The organism is Arcicella rosea (assembly GCF_014204325.1).
Classification (GTDB): domain Bacteria; phylum Bacteroidota; class Bacteroidia; order Cytophagales; family Spirosomataceae; genus Arcicella; species Arcicella rosea_A.
Genome location: NZ_JACHKT010000017.1, coordinates 66,733 through 83,968 on the forward strand (window position 1 = coordinate 66,733; position 17,236 = coordinate 83,968).

At 33.3% G+C, this 17,236-nt stretch carries 18 protein-coding genes; 6 read left to right on the plus strand and 12 right to left on the minus strand.

The window, feature by feature from the left end:
- Positions 1 to 76 precede the first annotated feature (76 nt).
- From HNP25_RS12315 to HNP25_RS12345, 7 genes are all read right to left on the minus strand, one after another.
- The gene (locus HNP25_RS12315; protein ID WP_184134530.1) at positions 77 to 445 is read right to left on the minus strand and encodes a hypothetical protein; all 369 of its coding nucleotides are present in this window, start codon (positions 443 to 445) and stop codon (positions 77 to 79) included.
- A gap of 89 nt (positions 446 to 534) precedes the next feature.
- Entirely contained in the window at positions 535 to 1,338 is an 804-nt protein-coding gene (locus HNP25_RS12320) for a hypothetical protein (protein ID WP_184134532.1), read from the minus strand.
- A 2-nt stretch (positions 1,339 to 1,340) separates the two neighbouring features.
- The gene (locus HNP25_RS12325; protein WP_184134534.1) at positions 1,341 to 2,351 is read right to left on the minus strand and encodes a hypothetical protein; all 1,011 of its coding nucleotides are present in this window, start codon (positions 2,349 to 2,351) and stop codon (positions 1,341 to 1,343) included.
- 13 nt (positions 2,352 to 2,364) lie between these two features.
- Positions 2,365 to 2,838 carry a hypothetical protein gene (locus tag HNP25_RS12330; RefSeq protein ID WP_184134535.1) on the minus strand — a complete coding sequence of 158 codons (474 nt, stop codon included), beginning with the start codon at positions 2,836 to 2,838 and terminating at the stop codon, positions 2,365 to 2,367.
- Positions 2,835 to 3,569 (minus strand): hypothetical protein, encoded by a 735-nt coding sequence (locus HNP25_RS12335; RefSeq protein ID WP_184134537.1) that lies wholly within the window; start codon positions 3,567 to 3,569, stop codon positions 2,835 to 2,837. The genes HNP25_RS12330 and HNP25_RS12335 overlap by 4 nt, the downstream gene beginning before the upstream one ends.
- A 6-nt stretch (positions 3,570 to 3,575) precedes the next feature.
- Complete coding sequence (locus tag HNP25_RS12340; protein ID WP_184134538.1) at positions 3,576 to 3,884, minus strand: hypothetical protein; 309 nt, start codon at positions 3,882 to 3,884, stop codon at positions 3,576 to 3,578.
- 533 nt (positions 3,885 to 4,417) lie between these two features.
- Positions 4,418 to 5,887 carry an MAC/perforin domain-containing protein gene (locus HNP25_RS12345; protein ID WP_184134540.1) on the minus strand — a complete coding sequence of 490 codons (1,470 nt, stop codon included), beginning with the start codon at positions 5,885 to 5,887 and terminating at the stop codon, positions 4,418 to 4,420.
- A 534-nt stretch (positions 5,888 to 6,421) separates the two neighbouring features.
- Here HNP25_RS12345 and HNP25_RS12350 point away from each other — a divergent pair.
- From HNP25_RS12350 to HNP25_RS12375, 6 genes are all read left to right on the plus strand, one after another.
- Positions 6,422 to 6,604 (plus strand): helix-turn-helix domain-containing protein, encoded by a 183-nt coding sequence (locus tag HNP25_RS12350; RefSeq protein WP_184134541.1) that lies wholly within the window; start codon positions 6,422 to 6,424, stop codon positions 6,602 to 6,604.
- Positions 6,605 to 6,609: 5 nt separating this feature from the next.
- Positions 6,610 to 9,612, plus strand: coding sequence for a type I restriction endonuclease subunit R (locus HNP25_RS12355; protein ID WP_184134542.1), 3,003 nt, complete (start codon positions 6,610 to 6,612; stop codon positions 9,610 to 9,612).
- Positions 9,613 to 9,897: 285 nt separating this feature from the next.
- Positions 9,898 to 11,199 (plus strand): restriction endonuclease subunit S, encoded by a 1,302-nt coding sequence (locus tag HNP25_RS12360; protein ID WP_184134544.1) that lies wholly within the window; start codon positions 9,898 to 9,900, stop codon positions 11,197 to 11,199.
- Positions 11,200 to 11,202: 3 nt separating this feature from the next.
- Positions 11,203 to 12,348: an AAA family ATPase gene (locus tag HNP25_RS12365; protein ID WP_184134546.1), complete on the plus strand. Its 1,146-nt coding sequence runs from the start codon at positions 11,203 to 11,205 to the stop codon at positions 12,346 to 12,348.
- Positions 12,345 to 13,994, plus strand: coding sequence for a type I restriction-modification system subunit M (locus HNP25_RS12370; protein WP_184134547.1), 1,650 nt, complete (start codon positions 12,345 to 12,347; stop codon positions 13,992 to 13,994). The genes HNP25_RS12365 and HNP25_RS12370 overlap by 4 nt, the downstream gene beginning before the upstream one ends.
- Before the next feature lie 111 nt (positions 13,995 to 14,105).
- On the plus strand, positions 14,106 to 14,273 hold the full coding sequence (locus HNP25_RS12375; RefSeq protein WP_184134549.1) for a hypothetical protein: 168 nt from the start codon (positions 14,106 to 14,108) through the stop codon (positions 14,271 to 14,273).
- An 83-nt stretch (positions 14,274 to 14,356) separates the two neighbouring features.
- On the opposite strand, the gene HNP25_RS12380 is transcribed toward HNP25_RS12375, so the two are convergent.
- The 5 genes from HNP25_RS12380 to HNP25_RS12400 all read right to left on the minus strand — a co-directional run bounded on the left by HNP25_RS12380 (position 14,357) and on the right by HNP25_RS12400 (position 17,042).
- Entirely contained in the window at positions 14,357 to 14,812 is a 456-nt protein-coding gene (locus HNP25_RS12380; RefSeq protein WP_184134551.1) for a hypothetical protein, read from the minus strand.
- A gap of 18 nt (positions 14,813 to 14,830) precedes the next feature.
- Positions 14,831 to 15,346 carry a hypothetical protein gene (locus HNP25_RS12385; protein ID WP_184134553.1) on the minus strand — a complete coding sequence of 172 codons (516 nt, stop codon included), beginning with the start codon at positions 15,344 to 15,346 and terminating at the stop codon, positions 14,831 to 14,833.
- 266 nt (positions 15,347 to 15,612) lie between these two features.
- A complete protein-coding gene (locus HNP25_RS12390) occupies positions 15,613 to 15,924 on the minus strand; it encodes a Y16D family protein (protein WP_184134555.1) in 312 nt (103 codons plus the stop codon).
- A gap of 137 nt (positions 15,925 to 16,061) precedes the next feature.
- Positions 16,062 to 16,715, minus strand: coding sequence for a DUF4097 family beta strand repeat-containing protein (locus HNP25_RS12395; RefSeq protein ID WP_184134556.1), 654 nt, complete (start codon positions 16,713 to 16,715; stop codon positions 16,062 to 16,064).
- A gap of 63 nt (positions 16,716 to 16,778) precedes the next feature.
- Positions 16,779 to 17,042, minus strand: a complete 264-nt coding sequence (locus HNP25_RS12400) for a hypothetical protein (protein ID WP_184134558.1) — start codon at positions 17,040 to 17,042, stop codon at positions 16,779 to 16,781.
- Between the last annotated feature and the right edge of the window lie 194 nt (positions 17,043 to 17,236).

A 17,236-nucleotide genomic window follows, 5' to 3' on the forward strand; every position in this document is an offset into this window, starting at 1 on the left:
ATTTTATTTGAACAAATCTATATATTGTATTTTTAGGGCATCTTGAGGTATAGACTACATTCGTTTGAATCAAGCTCTATTCAACCATTTTAGACTCATCTGGTTTATGTGAGCATAAAATCATCATATTTTTAGACTCTACTCGTCTATCTGCACAAATAATCATCACATTTGACATCCATTGATGCCAATCGTCGAATTCCTTCAACTCTACCATTGAGTTTATTTCATAATCGGTTGGATTAAGCTTTCTTAAAAGGTGTACTTGCCAAGGCATTAGAGCTTTTCCCTTTAGATTTTCAATTTTGAACCTATAAGTAATCCACAAAAAATTATCAAATTGCTCCATGATTGCAATATAAGTATCACAGTGAATTTCATGTTCTATTGCCAAGGTTTTTAAATGAACCTTATTCGTAGTTGGTTTTTTATCGACTTTGTTCATTTTAAAAGTTTTCTGATGGCAATAATTACAAAAAATACTATTAGGAAAATCCCTACACTGATGATAATACAAAGCTCTGGATACATGGTTTAAGGTACTAAAGGTTCAACATCATCTCCGACCGCCCTATGATATACGTTACCGATTTTGGTGATTAATTCACCGTTTTTAGGTTCAAAAATGTAGGCTTCATTTAGCCATACAATTAGCTCTGAAAGCCTTAATCTGTTTGGATGATTAGCCACTTGGTTCATCGCTCTGACTTGCATTTGTGCCTTTGTAAGAACGTCTCTTCCTTTTTGAATCTTTTTGAAACCGATACCGTCTTTATCGTCATCGGTTTCTTTTACGATAGCTCTCTGAAAGTATGTCCAGAGACTTGGAGGTACTTGGTGAAAAGTATGGTAGGTAAAAAAAACTTCGTTGCACTTAATTCTATTACCTGCCAAAATCGTAAATAAATGTTGAAATTTTCTTGATGTAAGGTTACCCTTGATTACATTGTTTAAATCGTCAAAGATGATGATGAAATCTAGCAAGTTGTGTGCTTGATTAACAAAATCTTGCAACTCCCCATCTGTTACTACAATCCAGTCAAACAGATTAGATTTTGCATTAGCAACTTGAAGAATTTTACTACAAGGAATTTTATGAAATAATCCTGGCATTTTCCAACCCGGTTGAATCAAAGAAACAGCTTCTTGAAGCTTTGATTTTGTCGAAAACATAGGATTGTATTCCTGTGGATTGAATATGATAACCCTTTTCGTTTTTCCGTGCTTAAAAGCTACTCTTTGTAACGTAGCTGCTGCGAACAGAGCAGAAACAGTTTTTCCTGTCCTCTGGCTACCGATTATCAGCCAATTAAAACTTTGTAATTCTGGCTTATCCATCTTTATTCTAATTCATTTTCAGGCTGTTCATTATCAAAATCAAAATCTTGCCCTTTTGTAAATTGTGGAAAGACGATTCTAGGATTTGTATTTTCGGCTACTTCCTCATTTCGTTTTAATTCACTTTCAGCCCACTTATCGTTAATATCCTTATCATCAACTTGCTCCGTCTCATTTTGCACATTAATTTGGTTGCTTTGAGCTTGTGTATTAACAATATCCATTAAAACCATTTTGGGGTCTGGAGATTCTTGGTTTTTTGTAACTTTTTTGATAGCACCATCTATGTATTTGGTTTTTAGTGCTGTTGCCCCTTCTATGATTTTAGGTTTTAATTCGAGTGCGTAATCGACTACATAATCAGCAACAAGCTGCGTGAAAGGCTCCTGCATTTTCATCATCATTAGCTGAATAGGATTAATATCCTTAAAATCTGGAGCAATCCCATTACGGTAATCTTCTTCAAATTCCATCACAAAATATTCTATGCAGGATTCTTTGAAATAATCTTCAATTTTAAAGTTTTCAATGGCCCGTAAATGCCTTTGATTTCTTAAAATTTTCTGAACATCCTTTGATAATTCTGCAAATTCATCTTCATCAATATCCTGATGAATTCTTGCAGTTTCATCGTCACCTTTATTTTGAATGACTACTTTAGCCAATACCTTTTGATATAGGTACTTTCTTTGCAATTGTAGAATAATCATATCAGTTTTGACGGTCGCTCGCTTTCTAAATGATAACATTAAAGCTTCTGAAACCTCACGTTCTACCACCTGTGGCTGATGGTAGTGAACTTCTTCTTGTTCCTGTTCTTCATACCGACTTTCTGGTTCTTGATATTGATAGTTTCTGAGTTGACCTGCACTACCTCTTGAGGTTGTAGGATTGCCCATCATGCCTTGATATGGATGTGGGTTTTGCGATAATCCTTCAAAGGCATTAGCGGCAGTTTTTAAAGCGTTACCTGTGCCTTTTACAGTCTCTGTTGCTCTTTTTAATTTATCCAAAAATGACATATACCTATTTGGTTAATTGTTTTAATGTATTGTAAAAATTTTGAAAAGGAATGGGAAGTCTCTTGAAAACATAAGTTCGTAACCACTTGAAACTTTCACTTTTCAATCGTGAAAAAACTGATTTTTGAAAAGTCCCTGACAGCTCCTGATATTGTATCTCGAATTGTCGCATTAGTTTCTTTCGACGGGATAACCTCCAAGCAGTTTTTGCCACTTCCTTTTCTACGACCTTCATCAATAGCGGTTCAAGATTAATGCTTTGCTTATTGATTACGCCAGCTTTGATACAATGACTGAGTAGTAAGTTCAAATGCAAAGTATTGAACTTTTCTAGGTCTGAAATTCTGTCTTGAAATTCGATTGCCTCTCGTGCTACTTCAAATTGTTTTTGCCAGAATTCTTCATCACCATCACCAAGGATTTTACTTATTCTTGTAGAACCGTCGGGGAGGTGTTCCACGATTGCAAGTTGTTTCATTTGAAAGTATTTATGAACTCAAAGAATGATTCAACCTTTTGTACTTCTTCTAAATCAATGTCTTCGTATAGCATATAATTTAGTTTATGCAATTGTAATTCTGTACTTATTTTTTGATTTGATTCATAAAAATACTTGATGACATTTTGGAGGTTTATTAGTAGAATTTTGAGTGTATCAATGGTAAGGTTAGTTTCTTGTTTTGTATTTAAAGACAAAGCATCAAAAATGGTTTGCAAAAACTCAAGTGAAATTAATCCTTGCCTTGAGTTCTGATAAAACCTGTTGGATACATCCCAAAATTCACTGTAAACAAATTCAGACAAATTTTGTAAAATTTGCTGTTTACGGCTGTTAACAGGCTCGTTTACACCTGTGTTTACATTTGCAGACACTTGTAAACCAGCACTTTGAATATCATTTTCGGGTTTTTGAAAAATAGAAGTCTCTGTACACGGATTTCCGTCGTTGTCAAAGTGCATTTTGGTTAGCAAATTCCTTACCCAAATATCAACTTCTAAGCTTTGCAAACTTGCAAAATATTGAAAGCGTGCTAGCGTGTCTTTTGTAAGTATAATCAACAACCCATCATTATTTTTCAAGTAATCAATAGTATGTCTGGCATCTATAATTTCTTTCAAGTAATCTGATTTGTTTTTTCCTTTTGAAGCGGCTTCTAATACAAATTCCTTCTCAAATTCGTCAGTTACTCTTGTGCCTATCTGTCCCATTTTGAATTAGTTTAAAAGGGTTGAATACTGTCTTTCAAGGATAGACTTTACTGGGTGTGGTACATTTGACAAAAGTTCTTTCACAGATGTTTCACGCTTCTCTTTGGTCTGAATTACTAACAATTCAAAAGCTTCATTGATAGCTGCCATCAACTCATCGGGTGTTGGCTCTACCTTCCAATTAAGATAGATGACCTTATTGTGTGAAACGATGACTAAAATATCATCTACTTCAAATTCAAATGTACTTTCAGCTAGTGTAGATTCTACTACATCAAGCTTTTTTTTGAAATTTTCTAAATCAAATCCGAACATTTCCTTCTATTTATATTGAAAAAGCGTAGGAAATATGTAATTTTAAGCTATTGATTTTCCCCAAAAACAATAAAACTAATTACATACCCCTACGTCCCTTTTTATTTCTCAAAGTTGTATAAAATAAATTCCGCTTAAAATACTTGAAACGCTTTGGATACGAAACCGAAACGATATGGTAACGATAAGCATTAATCTTACTATGGGACGTATAATTTCAAAAAAACAAATAAGATTTTACATGGGTTATTCAAACAGAAAAACGTTTAATAGCCATCTTGAAAGTTCAGGAGTCAAAGGAAAACTTCCTGATTTTTTTTGGTCAAAGAAGACATTCTTTGAAGAAGAGATTCAGGTTTTAGAACAAATTTTTAATCTAAAATTTCTTAACAACTAACTGCTACCCAAGAACAACTAACTAATACAAAAATTGTCATATTAGAACTGTAACGCATTAACAAAAAGCCACTTATTGCTAGATAAGTGGCTTTACTTTTTTATAAGATTTGTACTGGTTTTATAGGAATAAGTTTTTATAATTCATAAGCATAAAAAGCCACACCGTCGTAGTGCCAATTTTGTGAGCCTGGATAAGTGTTACTTAGTGAATAGTAATGTCCAACATAAACCTTATTACCTTTCTTACTGTAATATAAAAACTGATATACAGGTTTGGTGCCAGGCATTGGTTTATTATAAGCATAGAACTTAATTCCATTATTTTTATATTCTTTTGCCAATGTTGGATTTGTTTCTGCTGTGTATATTAAATCACCATTTGAGCTACTTTCATACTCCTTAATTCCAACAGCACCATCTCTTTGAGTCCCAAAAGCTCTAAAAACAGCACCTTGGCGTAGTAGTCTTCCATAAATTGACGGCTCGTCTCTTAAGCTGTAAGCCCAATTAGCTCTTGTTTCATCAAAATATTGAAAAACAGCTGGTGGTGCATCAACCATTTTTAATTGGTTATCAATCAGATACTGTTCAATGTATTGTTTTACTTCATCTGCCTTAGTAGCATCTGGTATCAATTCATCTAGTGGTATTAAACTTTCAGAACTTCCAAAGTCAATCATTACAGAATTTTCAGGGGTTACAGACTTTTGCCATTCATTTGTGTTTAAATACCTGTTTATTGTTGACCCTAATTCCACAGAACCGCTCAAAGATATATTACTCAGTCCACCTACAGCATAATAATAAAGTTGTTGATTTGAGTTAGTTTCAGCATAGGATGAGTTGTACCCACCTGAGACATTGAGGTCAAATAGTTTTTTTATGGCTGCTGAAACACCAGCACTCGCAGCCCCTCTTCTATCAACGCTTGATGTTTTTGCCTTATAGACAGCTTCAAATTTACCTCCAATAATTAAGTCTTTGATTACATGTGTTCCATAATGCTTTACCAAATCGGCTGGTGATTGGGTCTTGGAATCTAATATGAATTCATTGGTTAAGTATTTTCTCAGTAATTCAGTTGAAGCACTTGTATAAATCCTCTTTTGTCTAATCTGCAAATTATAAGATGAATATATATAATCAGAATTAAAAGAAGTTGAATCAAAATATGAAATAGATGCTTTAAACAAACCAAGTCCTTTTGAAACCTTTAATTTTCCTGATATGCTTTTGGACAAGCTTAAAGCATTTTCTCCTGCTAATATGATATTCTCTTGAGTCGAAAGATTTGTAATTTCAATTCTATTCTGTTCGGAATCATAAAAAGCTTTCAGATTGATAACAGGTGATCCCAAAGAAGCTACATCTGCGTATTTCCCAGTTCCAATATTAGTTGAGTAACCCAATTTATTAAAATCAGGATATTCCTTCGGAGGAGTTGTAAATGGAGGAGTAGGCGATGTGGGATTAGGCGATGAAGGAGTTAACTCCTCAGCCTTTTTACTACAAGCAATTATTAATAGAATTAATAAAAATGCCTTTACAATATTTGAAAATACTGTGTTTGATTTTTTGAGTTGTTTGTTGAAAATTTTTTCCATGATTTTAGTTTTTTGTGTTAGTTAAGATTGTAAGGAATATTTGTATAGTTTGTTTGTCATAAATTTATGTCTTTCATCATTCAACATCAATAATTTTCACCATAGTTATATGAAGTTCGCATTATAGTTATGAGCGGTATTTTTTGGGTTTCAAATTTTCAAAAGAAATAAGTTTTAGTGTAGTATTTGTATTGAATTTTTTAATTGGTTTATAATGTTAATAACTCTGTTTAAAGAGCGTTGGCTAAACCTCTTCTAGTCTATTGTGATGAGTATTCTTATATAGCTTTGAGCATTTCCAAAGCCAAACCATATATAACTTTGATATAAAAAGACATAATTCTGTAGTAACAAAAAAATTATCCCTAAGCTTATTATCCAAGTTTACCCATTCTCTGTTTTTTACATTAATATGCTCATTCTGAATGACTGGAATAATACAACCTTCATGTTCACGATATTATTGTGATTTTTTTCATTATATGACAGTGTATATTTGCTATCTTTGACCAATTAAATATTCCTCAGGCTCAAATGAACCGTATTAAAGAAGTTTTGAAAGAAAAAGGTATTTCGCAAACTTGGCTTGCCTTGAAGTTGGACAAAAGTTACAACACAATTAACGAGTATTCCCGAAATGTAAGACAACCAAGCATTGAGGATTTATATCGAATAGCCAATATTTTAAACGTTAATGCCAAAGATTTACTGAAATAGAAATAATGAGTAGAGAGAACCAAATAGAGGAAAATCTAATCGAACAACTAAAAGGGCTAAAATATTTTTATCGATATGACATTATCGATAGAAAAAGCCTTGAACAAAATTTCAAAACTAAGTTTGAAGCCCTTAATCGTGTTCGATTGTCAGAGAACGAATTTTTAAGACTTAGAGAAGAAATCATTGAACCTGATGTTTTCAGAGCTTCTAAACTTTTACGTGAAAGACAATACTTTCAACGTGAAGACGGAACGCCTTTGCACTACACTTTGGTCAATAACAAAGAATGGTGTAAAAATGACTTTGAAGTTATCAGTCAATTACGGATTAATTCGGAAAATAGTCATCAGCGATATGACATTATTTTATTGATTAATGGTTTACCTGTGGTGCAAATCGAGCTGAAAAATTCAGGGATTTCACCACGTGTGGCTATGCAACAAATTGTAGATTACAAAAACGAACCGGGCAACGGTTACGGTAATTCTCTGCTTTGTTATATGCAGTTGTTTATCGTGAGCAACAGAACCAACACTTATTATTTTGCAAATAACAAGAATCAGCATTTTGCCTTTAATGCAGACGAACAGTTTTTGCCCATTTATCAATTGTCAGACGAAAACAACAAGAAAATTACACATCTTGATTTGTTTACTGAAAGATTCCTAACCAAGTGTACACTGGGCAGTATGATAAGTAAGTACATGGTTTTGGTAGAAAGTGAACAAAAGTTGCTTGTTATGCGACCATACCAAATTTATGCTGTCAAAGCGATTATTAACTGTATTCAACAAAATAGAGGCAATGGGTATATTTGGCATACAACTGGTAGTGGCAAAACGTTGACATCATTTAAGGCTTCAACCCTCCTGAAAGACAATCCTGAAATTGATAAATGCTTGTTTGTTGTTGACCGAAAAGACCTCGACAGACAAACTCGTGAAGAGTTCAATAAATTTCAAGAAGGAAGTGTTGAAGAAAACACTAATACTGAGTCGTTGGTAAGACGGTTACTATCTAGTGATTATGCAGATAAAGTGATTGTTACCACCATTCAAAAATTGGGTTTAGCTTTAGATGGCTCACAAAGTAAAAATTACAAAGAGCGATTAGAACCTTTAAGAAAAAAGCGTATCGTTTTTATCTTTGACGAGTGCCATCGTTCACAATTTGGCGACAACCATAAAGCAATTAAAGAGTTTTTTCCAAATGCTCAATTATTTGGCTTTACTGGTACTCCTATTTTTGAAAGCAATGCAACTTACATCCAACGAAATGGTGAAGAAGCTAAATACAAGGAAACGAAAGATATATTCGAAAAGCAATTACACGCCTACACTATCACCCATGCTATTGAGGATAAAAATGTTTTAAAATTTCATGTTGACTATTTCAAGGGAAAAGGAGAAAATAAACTAAAGTCAGGCGAATCCTTAACTCAAAAGGCAATCGTTGAAGCAATTTTAGACAAACACGATGCTGCTACCAATTCAAGAAAGTTTAATGCCGTCTTAGCAACAGCTAGTATCAATAATGCTATTGACTACTACCAATTGTTTAAGGAAATTCAAAAAAAGAAACATTCTGAGAATCCTAATTATATCCCTTTAAATATCGCTTGTGTGTTCTCGCCACCTGCTCAGTTGATGGCAAAACAAGAAAGCCAACAAAGTCAGAAAAATTCTGCTGACATTAAGCAATTACAGGATGATTTAGTACAAGAACGTGAGGATAACAAACAAAACCCAGAAGAGAAGAAAAAAGCGTTAACAGAAATTATTGAGGACTATAATCAACAATTTAAAACTAACCACAGTATCAACGAATTTGATTTGTATTACCAGGATGTGCAAAAGCGTATTAAAGACCAGAAATGGACTAATAAAGAGCTTTCGCACAAAGAAAAACTTGATATTACAATAGTGGTTGATATGTTGCTCACTGGGTTTGATAGTAAATACTTGAATACTTTGTATGTTGACAAGAATTTGAAATACCACGGCTTAATTCAAGCATTTTCAAGAACTAATCGTGTTTTAAACGATACTAAACCCTACGGTAATATTTTAGATTTTCGTTCTCAGCAAGATGCCGTTAATGATGCTATTACGCTTTTCTCGGGAGAGGACGATGGTAAAGCTAATCAAATTTGGTTAGTTGAAACTGCTCCTACCATGATTGATAAGTACGAAAAAGCAGTAGAAGCTTTGAATGTATTTATGGAAGAACATAATCTGGAAACTGAACCACATGAGGTTTATAACCTAAAAGGAGATGCTGCTAGAATTACTTTTGTAAAAAACTTCAAGGAGGTTCAAAGACTTAAAACTCAGCTTGACCAATACACAGATTTAGCCGACGAACAAAAGTCAAAAATTGAGGCTATCCTTCCTACTGAAACTTTGCAGGAGTTCAGAAGTTCGTACATTGAAACGGCTAAACAATTAAGAGAAATACAACAGAAAGTTAGTGATAATACACCTCCAGAAATTCAACAATTAGACTTTGAATTTGTATTGTTTGCCTCTGCCGTTATTGATTATGACTACATCATGAATTTGATTGCAGATAATACACAAAGAAAACCTTCTAGGCAGAGAATGACCAAAGCTCAGGTAATTAGCTTGCTGAGTGCTAATGCCAACTTGATGGACGAACAAGAAAATTTAACAGAATACATCAATAGTTTAGATTGGAACAGTGGAAAGGATGTAGAATCGCTTCGAAAAGGCTACGAAAATTTTAAAGATGAAAAATGTAACAAAGAACTGGCGACGATTGCACAGAAACATGGTTTGCAAACGGCTGAACTGAAAAGCTTTGTTGAAAAAATTATAAGCCGAATGATTTTTGATGGAGAAAAACTCACCGACCTTTTAGCACCTTTAGCGTTGAACTGGAAAGCACGAAGAGTAAAAGAATTGGAACTAATGGCAGATTTAGTACCACAATTAAAAAAATTGGCTCAAGACTCAGAAATTGGCGGTTTATCTGCTTATGAATAGAATTTTAGACATGACCAACAAACCTCAAACTGTTTTTAACGATTCTGATTATACCGAGATTTTACATCAGGCAATCAGTCAAATCAAGACTGCCCGAACCCTGATTGCAAAACAGGTAAATAGACACAATTTGCTGTTAATCAACAAGATTCAGTCGCTTGAAGTCATTGCATATTACGCCAATTAGGCCGTAACCAAAGGTTGGAGCAGAATGCCAATTACTACTACCGAAAAATGCATTGCAAGCCGTAGTACTGAACGAAATAAACGCCACAGAATTAGAAAATGAGTAAAGATATATTAATACCTAAATTGTGTTTTCCTGAGTTTAATAAAGATGAAGGATGGGATTTAAAAGAGTTTTCAAGTTTTATTAAACTTGATAGAGGAAGTTCACCAAGACCGATTCAGGAATTCTTGACAAAAGATGAATCTGGAGTTAATTGGATAAAAATTGGAGATACTAAAAATGCTGTAAACTCAGTAATTTATCAAGTTGAGGAGAAAATTACAAGAGAAGGTGCTGAAAAATCAAGAAAAGTTGAAAAAGGGGAATTGATTTTAGCAAATTCTATGAGTTTTGGAAAAACATATAAATTGGCATTAGAAGGCTGTATTTATGATGGCTGGTTTGTACTTCGTAAATATGAGAGACACTTCAATAAATCGTTTCTATTACAATTGCTGAATTCGGATTTTATGCAAAATCAATATAAAAGACTTTCAGCCGGTGGTATTGTTCAAAACATAAGTAGTGATATTGTTTATAATTCAAAATTGTTTCATACCACATTACAAGAACAACAAAAAATAGCATCCTGTCTTTCATCTTTAGATGAAGTGATAGCCACCAACAGCCAAAAGTTAGAATTACTCAATGAACACAAAAAAGGCTTAATGCAAAACCTTTTTCCGCAAGATGGTGAGACAGTGCCTAAGTATCGGTTTCCTGAATTTAAGAATGATGGGGAGTGGGTGGAGAAGAGTTTAATTGATACAGCAGATAAGAACGCTAAATGGAGCTTTACAGGTGGCCCATTTGGCTCAAACCTTAAAGCCAGTGATTACACTACAGTTGGAATTAGAATAATTCAACTTCAAAATATTGGAGATGGTGAGTTTAATGATGATAACAAAATATATACTTCTCCTGAAAAAGCAGACGAACTTTTAAGTTGTAATATCTATGCAGGAGATGTAATTCTATCTAAAATGGGAGATCCTGTTGGAAGAGCTTGTATTATTCCAAATAGTCTGAAAAGATGTGTTATGGCTTCTGACGGAATAAGATTAGTTGTTGATGAGAAAGAATATTCAAAGTACTTCATTTATTCATTAATAAATTCAAAACGGATAAGAGAAGTTATTGAAAAAAAAGCGACAGGTTCAACAAGAAAAAGAATTGGATTGGATACTTTAAGAGAAATAGAATTAATAGTTCCAAAAAAAATTGAAGAACAACAAAAAATTGCCTCCTGTCTTTCTTCATTGGATGAATTAATCACTGCGCAAGTAGAAAAAATAGCACAATTGAAGTTGCATAAACAAGGATTGATGCAAGGGTTGTTTCCGAAAATTAATGATTAATGTATGAGCACGATAACCAATTTTACAAACCTGACAGAGATTGCCCAGCATTTCAGAAAAGATTTGACAGGCGACCATAGACCCATGAAAGATTTGGTGTTATTTTTTGCTCATAACAGAACAGGAAAAACCAGACTATCTATGGAGTTTAAGCAAATAGGTAAAGAGTTTGATGAAGAAGGCAACGTAACAAGTAGAGATACTTTGTATTTTAATGCCTTTACAGAAGATTTGTTTTCTTGGAATAATGATTTAGAAAATGACACGAACCGAATTTTTAGACTGAATTCAAATTCAGTTTTTTTTGATGGTTTACACGAATTAGATTTGGATGTCAAAATTGAATCGTTTTTCAGTAATTATGTCGATTTACAATTTTATATTGATTATGAGGCATCGACTGTGGCTTTTTCAAGAAGTATAATTGTTGATGGAAACGAGCAAACAGTTCAAAATATTAAAATATCCAGAGGAGAAGAAACGCTGTTTATTTGGTGTTTTTTTCTGGCTATTTGCCAGTTGGTAATCGACAAAGACCCAGCATACAGTTGGGTAAAGTATATTTATATTGACGACCCTATTTCATCACTCGACGAAAATAATGCCATTGCCGTAGCCTGCGATTTATGCAAACTCCTAACTACTGAAGGCATCGAGATTAAAACGGTCATCTCAACTCATCATAGCTTATTTTTTAATGTACTTTACAATGAGTTTGGTAGAAAGGTAAAAAACAAACGTTATTTTTTACATAGTAAAGGTGCTGAAGGTTATTCTTTGCAGGACACCAATGATACTCCTTTCTTTCATCATATAGCAACATTAAGCGAATTAAAGAAAGTTGTAGAAACAAATAGAATTTACACTTATCATTTTAACTCATTAAGGAGTATTTTAGAAAAAACGGCTACCTTCTTTGGTTACGATAAAATTGACAAATGTATTGATGGCTTGGAAGATGAAGTACTTTTTGAAAGAGCATTGCAATTGTTTAGTCATGGGAAATATTCCATCTTCGACCCCGTAGAGATGGGCGATGATAACAAAGACCTTTTTAAAAGAATATTAGCGGGATTTTTAGCAAAGTATGATTTTTACTTTCCTCAAATATTTAATACACAAAACTCGACAGAAGTAACAGAAGAATGACACAAAAAGACCAACAACAATTAGGGAAAACCCTTTGGGATATAGCAGACAATTTACGTGGGGCCATGAATGCGGATGATTTTCGAGATTATATGCTTTCATTCCTCTTCCTTAGGTACTTATCTTACAACTACGAAGAAGCTGCCAAAAAGGAACTGGGTTCGGATTATCCAGATAATACGCCTATAGATGTAATGTCGCAACTAAAGGTTAATTCACCTTTACAGATTTGGTACACAGAAAATGGAGAAGATATACCTGAATTTGAAAAACAGATGCGTAGAAAGGTGCATTATGTAATTCAGCCGGAACACCTTTGGAGCAACATTACAGAATTAGCACGAACCCAACATGATGAATTATTATTAACCCTAGAAGCTGGTTTCAATTATATCGAAAATGAGTCATTTGAAGGTTCATTTCAAGGCTTATTTTCTGAAATCAATTTGAATTCTGAAAAGCTCGGTAAAACAGCCATAGAGCGGAATAAAAAACTTTGTACTATTATTCAGAAAATTGCTGAAGGTATTACAGATTTTTCTAGGGATTCAGATGCACTAGGTGATGCCTATGAATATTTGATTGGTCAGTTTGCCGCTGGCTCAGGTAAAAAGGCAGGTGAGTTTTATACGCCACAGCAAATTTCTACCATTTTATCAGAAATTGTAACCTTAGATAGTCAAGAGCCAAAGACAGGAAAGAAGAAAAAACTAAATAAGGTATTAGATATGGCGTGTGGTTCGGGTTCATTGTTACTAAATGTAAGAAAGCGAATCAAAGACAGCGGTGGAAGTGTTGGCAAAATATATGGTCAAGAAAAGAACATTACTACCTACAACCTTGCCCGAATGAATATGCTTTTACACGGTATGAAAGATACCGAGTTTGAAATATTTCATGGAGATACACTTGAGAATAACTGGGATATACTCAATGAAATGAATCCAAGTAAAAAAGTTGAATTTGATGCCATTGTAGCTAATCCACCGTTTAGTTTAAGATGGGAACCCAATGATACCTTAGCGGATGATTTTCGTTTCAAAAGCTATGGTTTAGCACCCAAATCAGCAGCAGACTTTGCTTTCTTATTACACGGCTTTCACTTCTTGGGAAAAGAGGGTACAATGGCTATCATCCTACCACACGGAGTATTGTTCCGTGGTGGAGCTGAAGAACGAATCAGAACCAAGTTGCTAAAAGATAATAATATAGACACTGTAATTGGCTTACCTTCAAACTTATTTTATTCTACAGGGATTCCAGTTTGTATTTTGGTTTTGAAGAAATGTAAAAAGCATGATGATGTATTATTTATCAATGCGAGTGAAAATTTTGAGAAAGGGAAAAGACAAAATACGCTAAGAGAAGGTGAAAATGGAGAACCAAACGATATTCAAAAAATTATAGATACCTACCAGTTCAGACCCGAACATATTGAAAGATATGCACGAAGGGTATCAATGGATGAAATCGAAAATAATGGTTACAATCTGAATATCTCTCGTTATGTAAGTACATCAATAGACGAAGTGCAAATTAACTTAGATGACGTAAATACCAAACTAATGGAGATAAACAAAAGCATAGAAATGAATACCGCAAAACACAATGAATTTTTAAAAGAACTGGGCTTAAATCTGATTTAGAATAATAATTACTCTAAGTGCTAAAGTAGCGTTCTGAAAGGTTTGGAAGTGGACTAAGAATGTTTATTGATACTCCTAATTCTCTCAAGCTTGTTAAACGATATTTTCCCGATGAAACCAAATTTTAAAAAACTCGAAACAGAAGACTTTTTAATTAATAGTAGTTGCAGCGATGGTAACACTAAAAAAACGGATGAAAAAGCGTTTAGTGACTTCATTAAGTCAAGAAAGGCTAATCGCAAAACTTCAAAAGGAAAGCTAGTAATAGCTACATTGTAGTATTTTTTCTCAAGGTACTATAAAGAGCCAAATCGTTTTCTTGATTTCAGGAAAACGATTTGGCTTTTTACTTTATAACTGAATTAAGATTTATCATCATTGCTTGACTGATACCCATGCACCGCATAAGGCGTTCGCAATAAAATATCGTTATCAGATTCAGGAAAATAAGGTGATATAGCTTCCATAAGGCTTTGTAGTAATGCTGGATGAGGAAATGGATTCAAAGGGAAAGCTCTCATTTCGTCATTTACTCTTATTCTAAGAAATTCTTCTTCTTGATATTTTTCTTGTTCTTTTAGCATTACACCTTCCCAATAATTCTTAATAAAATTCTCATGTAGCAATTCCCATTCCGATGTTGGTAAGCTTTCTTTTTTTCGATTTTCATCAATTGTGATACCTTTTTCACTAAGTTTTTCAATAAACTCAATTGCTTCTTCATCGGAAACGTCTATTTGATTTTTAAAAGCATTGTCATAGAGAAATTCAATGAGTAAATTCTTAAATTCTATTTCTTTTTCTGTGAGCTTTGTCATTTTATCAATGGTTATGTTTTATAAATCGCTGATTTTAAAATTTGTAAAGTCAATAAATACTTTTCCGCCGTAAATCTGTTGTAAACTTTTTGCTTCCGTTCTTGAAAGCAACCTTGATACTCTATCATCGTCATGATATTTTATCCGACAATTCTTATCCTCAGAAAACAATGAACGATACAAAATTTTGAGTTTGATTTTCCATACAGGAAACCGCTCATACCAATATAATTTCCTACAAATTGTACTGCTGAATTTATCGCTGTCAGTATCTTGAAATTGAACATATTGTAGATTGTTTTCGATAATTACATTACTAATTTTCATCAAAGATTCTTCAAATTCAATTATGATTCCTGTATTATCAGTAGCAAATCTTAAACAATTCAACCTTACAACTTCACCTTTTTTAAAATACTTAAAGTTGTTTACTTGATAGTATTGTTTCAAAACATCAATTATCATACTTGAAAGAAGTATTGCTCCAAATAGTTTGATAGGAAGCCAAAGTATTTTCTTGATTATAGTTATCATTTTTATATAAATTCTGTGTTTGGTATCTGCTCATTATCAAAAGTATTTGGGAAATGGCCCCATTCATTGAAAAAAATAAGGTAAAATTTTTCATTTTCTATTTCATCAATTATTTCCTTTATAATGGCGTTTAAATGAATCAATGGGTTAAGATAGGTAATGGGATGTTTATATATATTATCCATTTTTAAAACAATATTGATTATAAATTTGGGGTACTACTAATATTAATAGTACCCCAAATTTTTGATTAAAATACTTGCTCATCAATAAAGATGCTCGCTTATCAATTGCTCATAAAGTTCAGGAACTTGCCCAGCCTCAAAAGCAATTTTGGCGGCTTCCTTTCTATCTACAAATCTGTCGGTATTGGTAAGAAAACCTTGTGTTATGCTTTTTGAGGCTTTACTTTTGGGGTCTTCGGTGAAAACAGACACAGTGTAAAAACAATTATGATGCCTTCGTCCTGATACCACAAATCCAGATTTGATATTTTTGGGTTGATGATGATAAGTAACAACACCATCATCAAACCAAACTGAGGCACACAAAATGTACTCTTTTTCAGATTTATCCACCGTTTCTTAATATCAAGTTGGAATTGATAAGAGTCCAATTGCTTGTTAAACAGAAAAGCATAAATTATTACTATTGCTTTTATTGTTGCATAGGTAAAGCTATTTTCCTTCATTTTGTGAAAATTAAATGTTTTGAATCAATTAGGTCGTCTATGCTTAACGCTACCCGATACAGTTGAAATTGAGCCAGAAACGTCCCCACAATCAACATCACCCGAAACCGTTTGAATACCCAATGCTACATTACCATTTACATCTACATCTCCGCTAGTTGTAAAGATATGTTTAACGTTTCCAGACACAGTTACTTTATCACAAGTATCAACATTCAATTCTTCAATATTTCCTTCAACAGAGATATTGATTTGCTTGGTGTCTGGGGTAAAATCTTTCTGAATCAAATGACTATCCTCTAAATCAGGTTTGAATTTTTCATGAAAAAACCTTTGTGCTTCAAAAAGTATCATTCTAATTGTTTCATCAAATCTTTCTGGATGTCTTACAAAATCATTTGCGTGTAACCTCATTCTAATCAAAAGAGGTTCTAGGCATATAGGAGGAGCAGGTTTTTTTCGCTCACGGCTTGGAAAACGCCAATCATTTAATGGTGAATTCAGATATTCAAGCATTGGTAAAGTGTTCTCCAATTCTTCCAAATACTCAGGATTTATTGGGGGAATTTTTTGAGGGGATAATAGTTCATCTTTATTATCAAGTATGAACTGCCTCTCTTTAATTCTTGCTTTTTCTATGGAAATCTTCCATTTTATTTGTGATATTAATTTTCCCATGATTTTCCATTATTCTGATAGTTTTGAAGCTTCCTTTTATTACAATCTTTGTGCCTTTTTAGGCTACCAAGAAATGACAATTACTTCATCGAAAGTCATTGGGTCATTATGTTTCTTAATTCCATAGCCCAAACTCAGTAATTCATTCAACTGATTAATATTCAAACCTAAACGAGAAGGCATAGAATAACGCCCTTCCTTAATAGCATAATTAATACTTGTGAAAAGAAGCTCTAAGTTTTTTTCTTGATTCTGTTCTGACAATTCCCTAGCCTTCGATGCTGTAATTGTTTTAATGCCTTCTGAATTTTGATTTACATTTTCCATTTTTCTAGTATTTTTAGTGTTTTTTTTGCTCCAGTAGGTTGGCATGGGGACTTCATTTGTTTTACGTTTTTGTTTCTAATTCTGGAATAAATTCATCATGAAAAAATTGCTCAACAATATTTACCATGTGCTTCACTGTCTCGGCTTCATCTTTACCAGAAATAGTATGAAACCTTAGCTGAGTAAGTAATTGA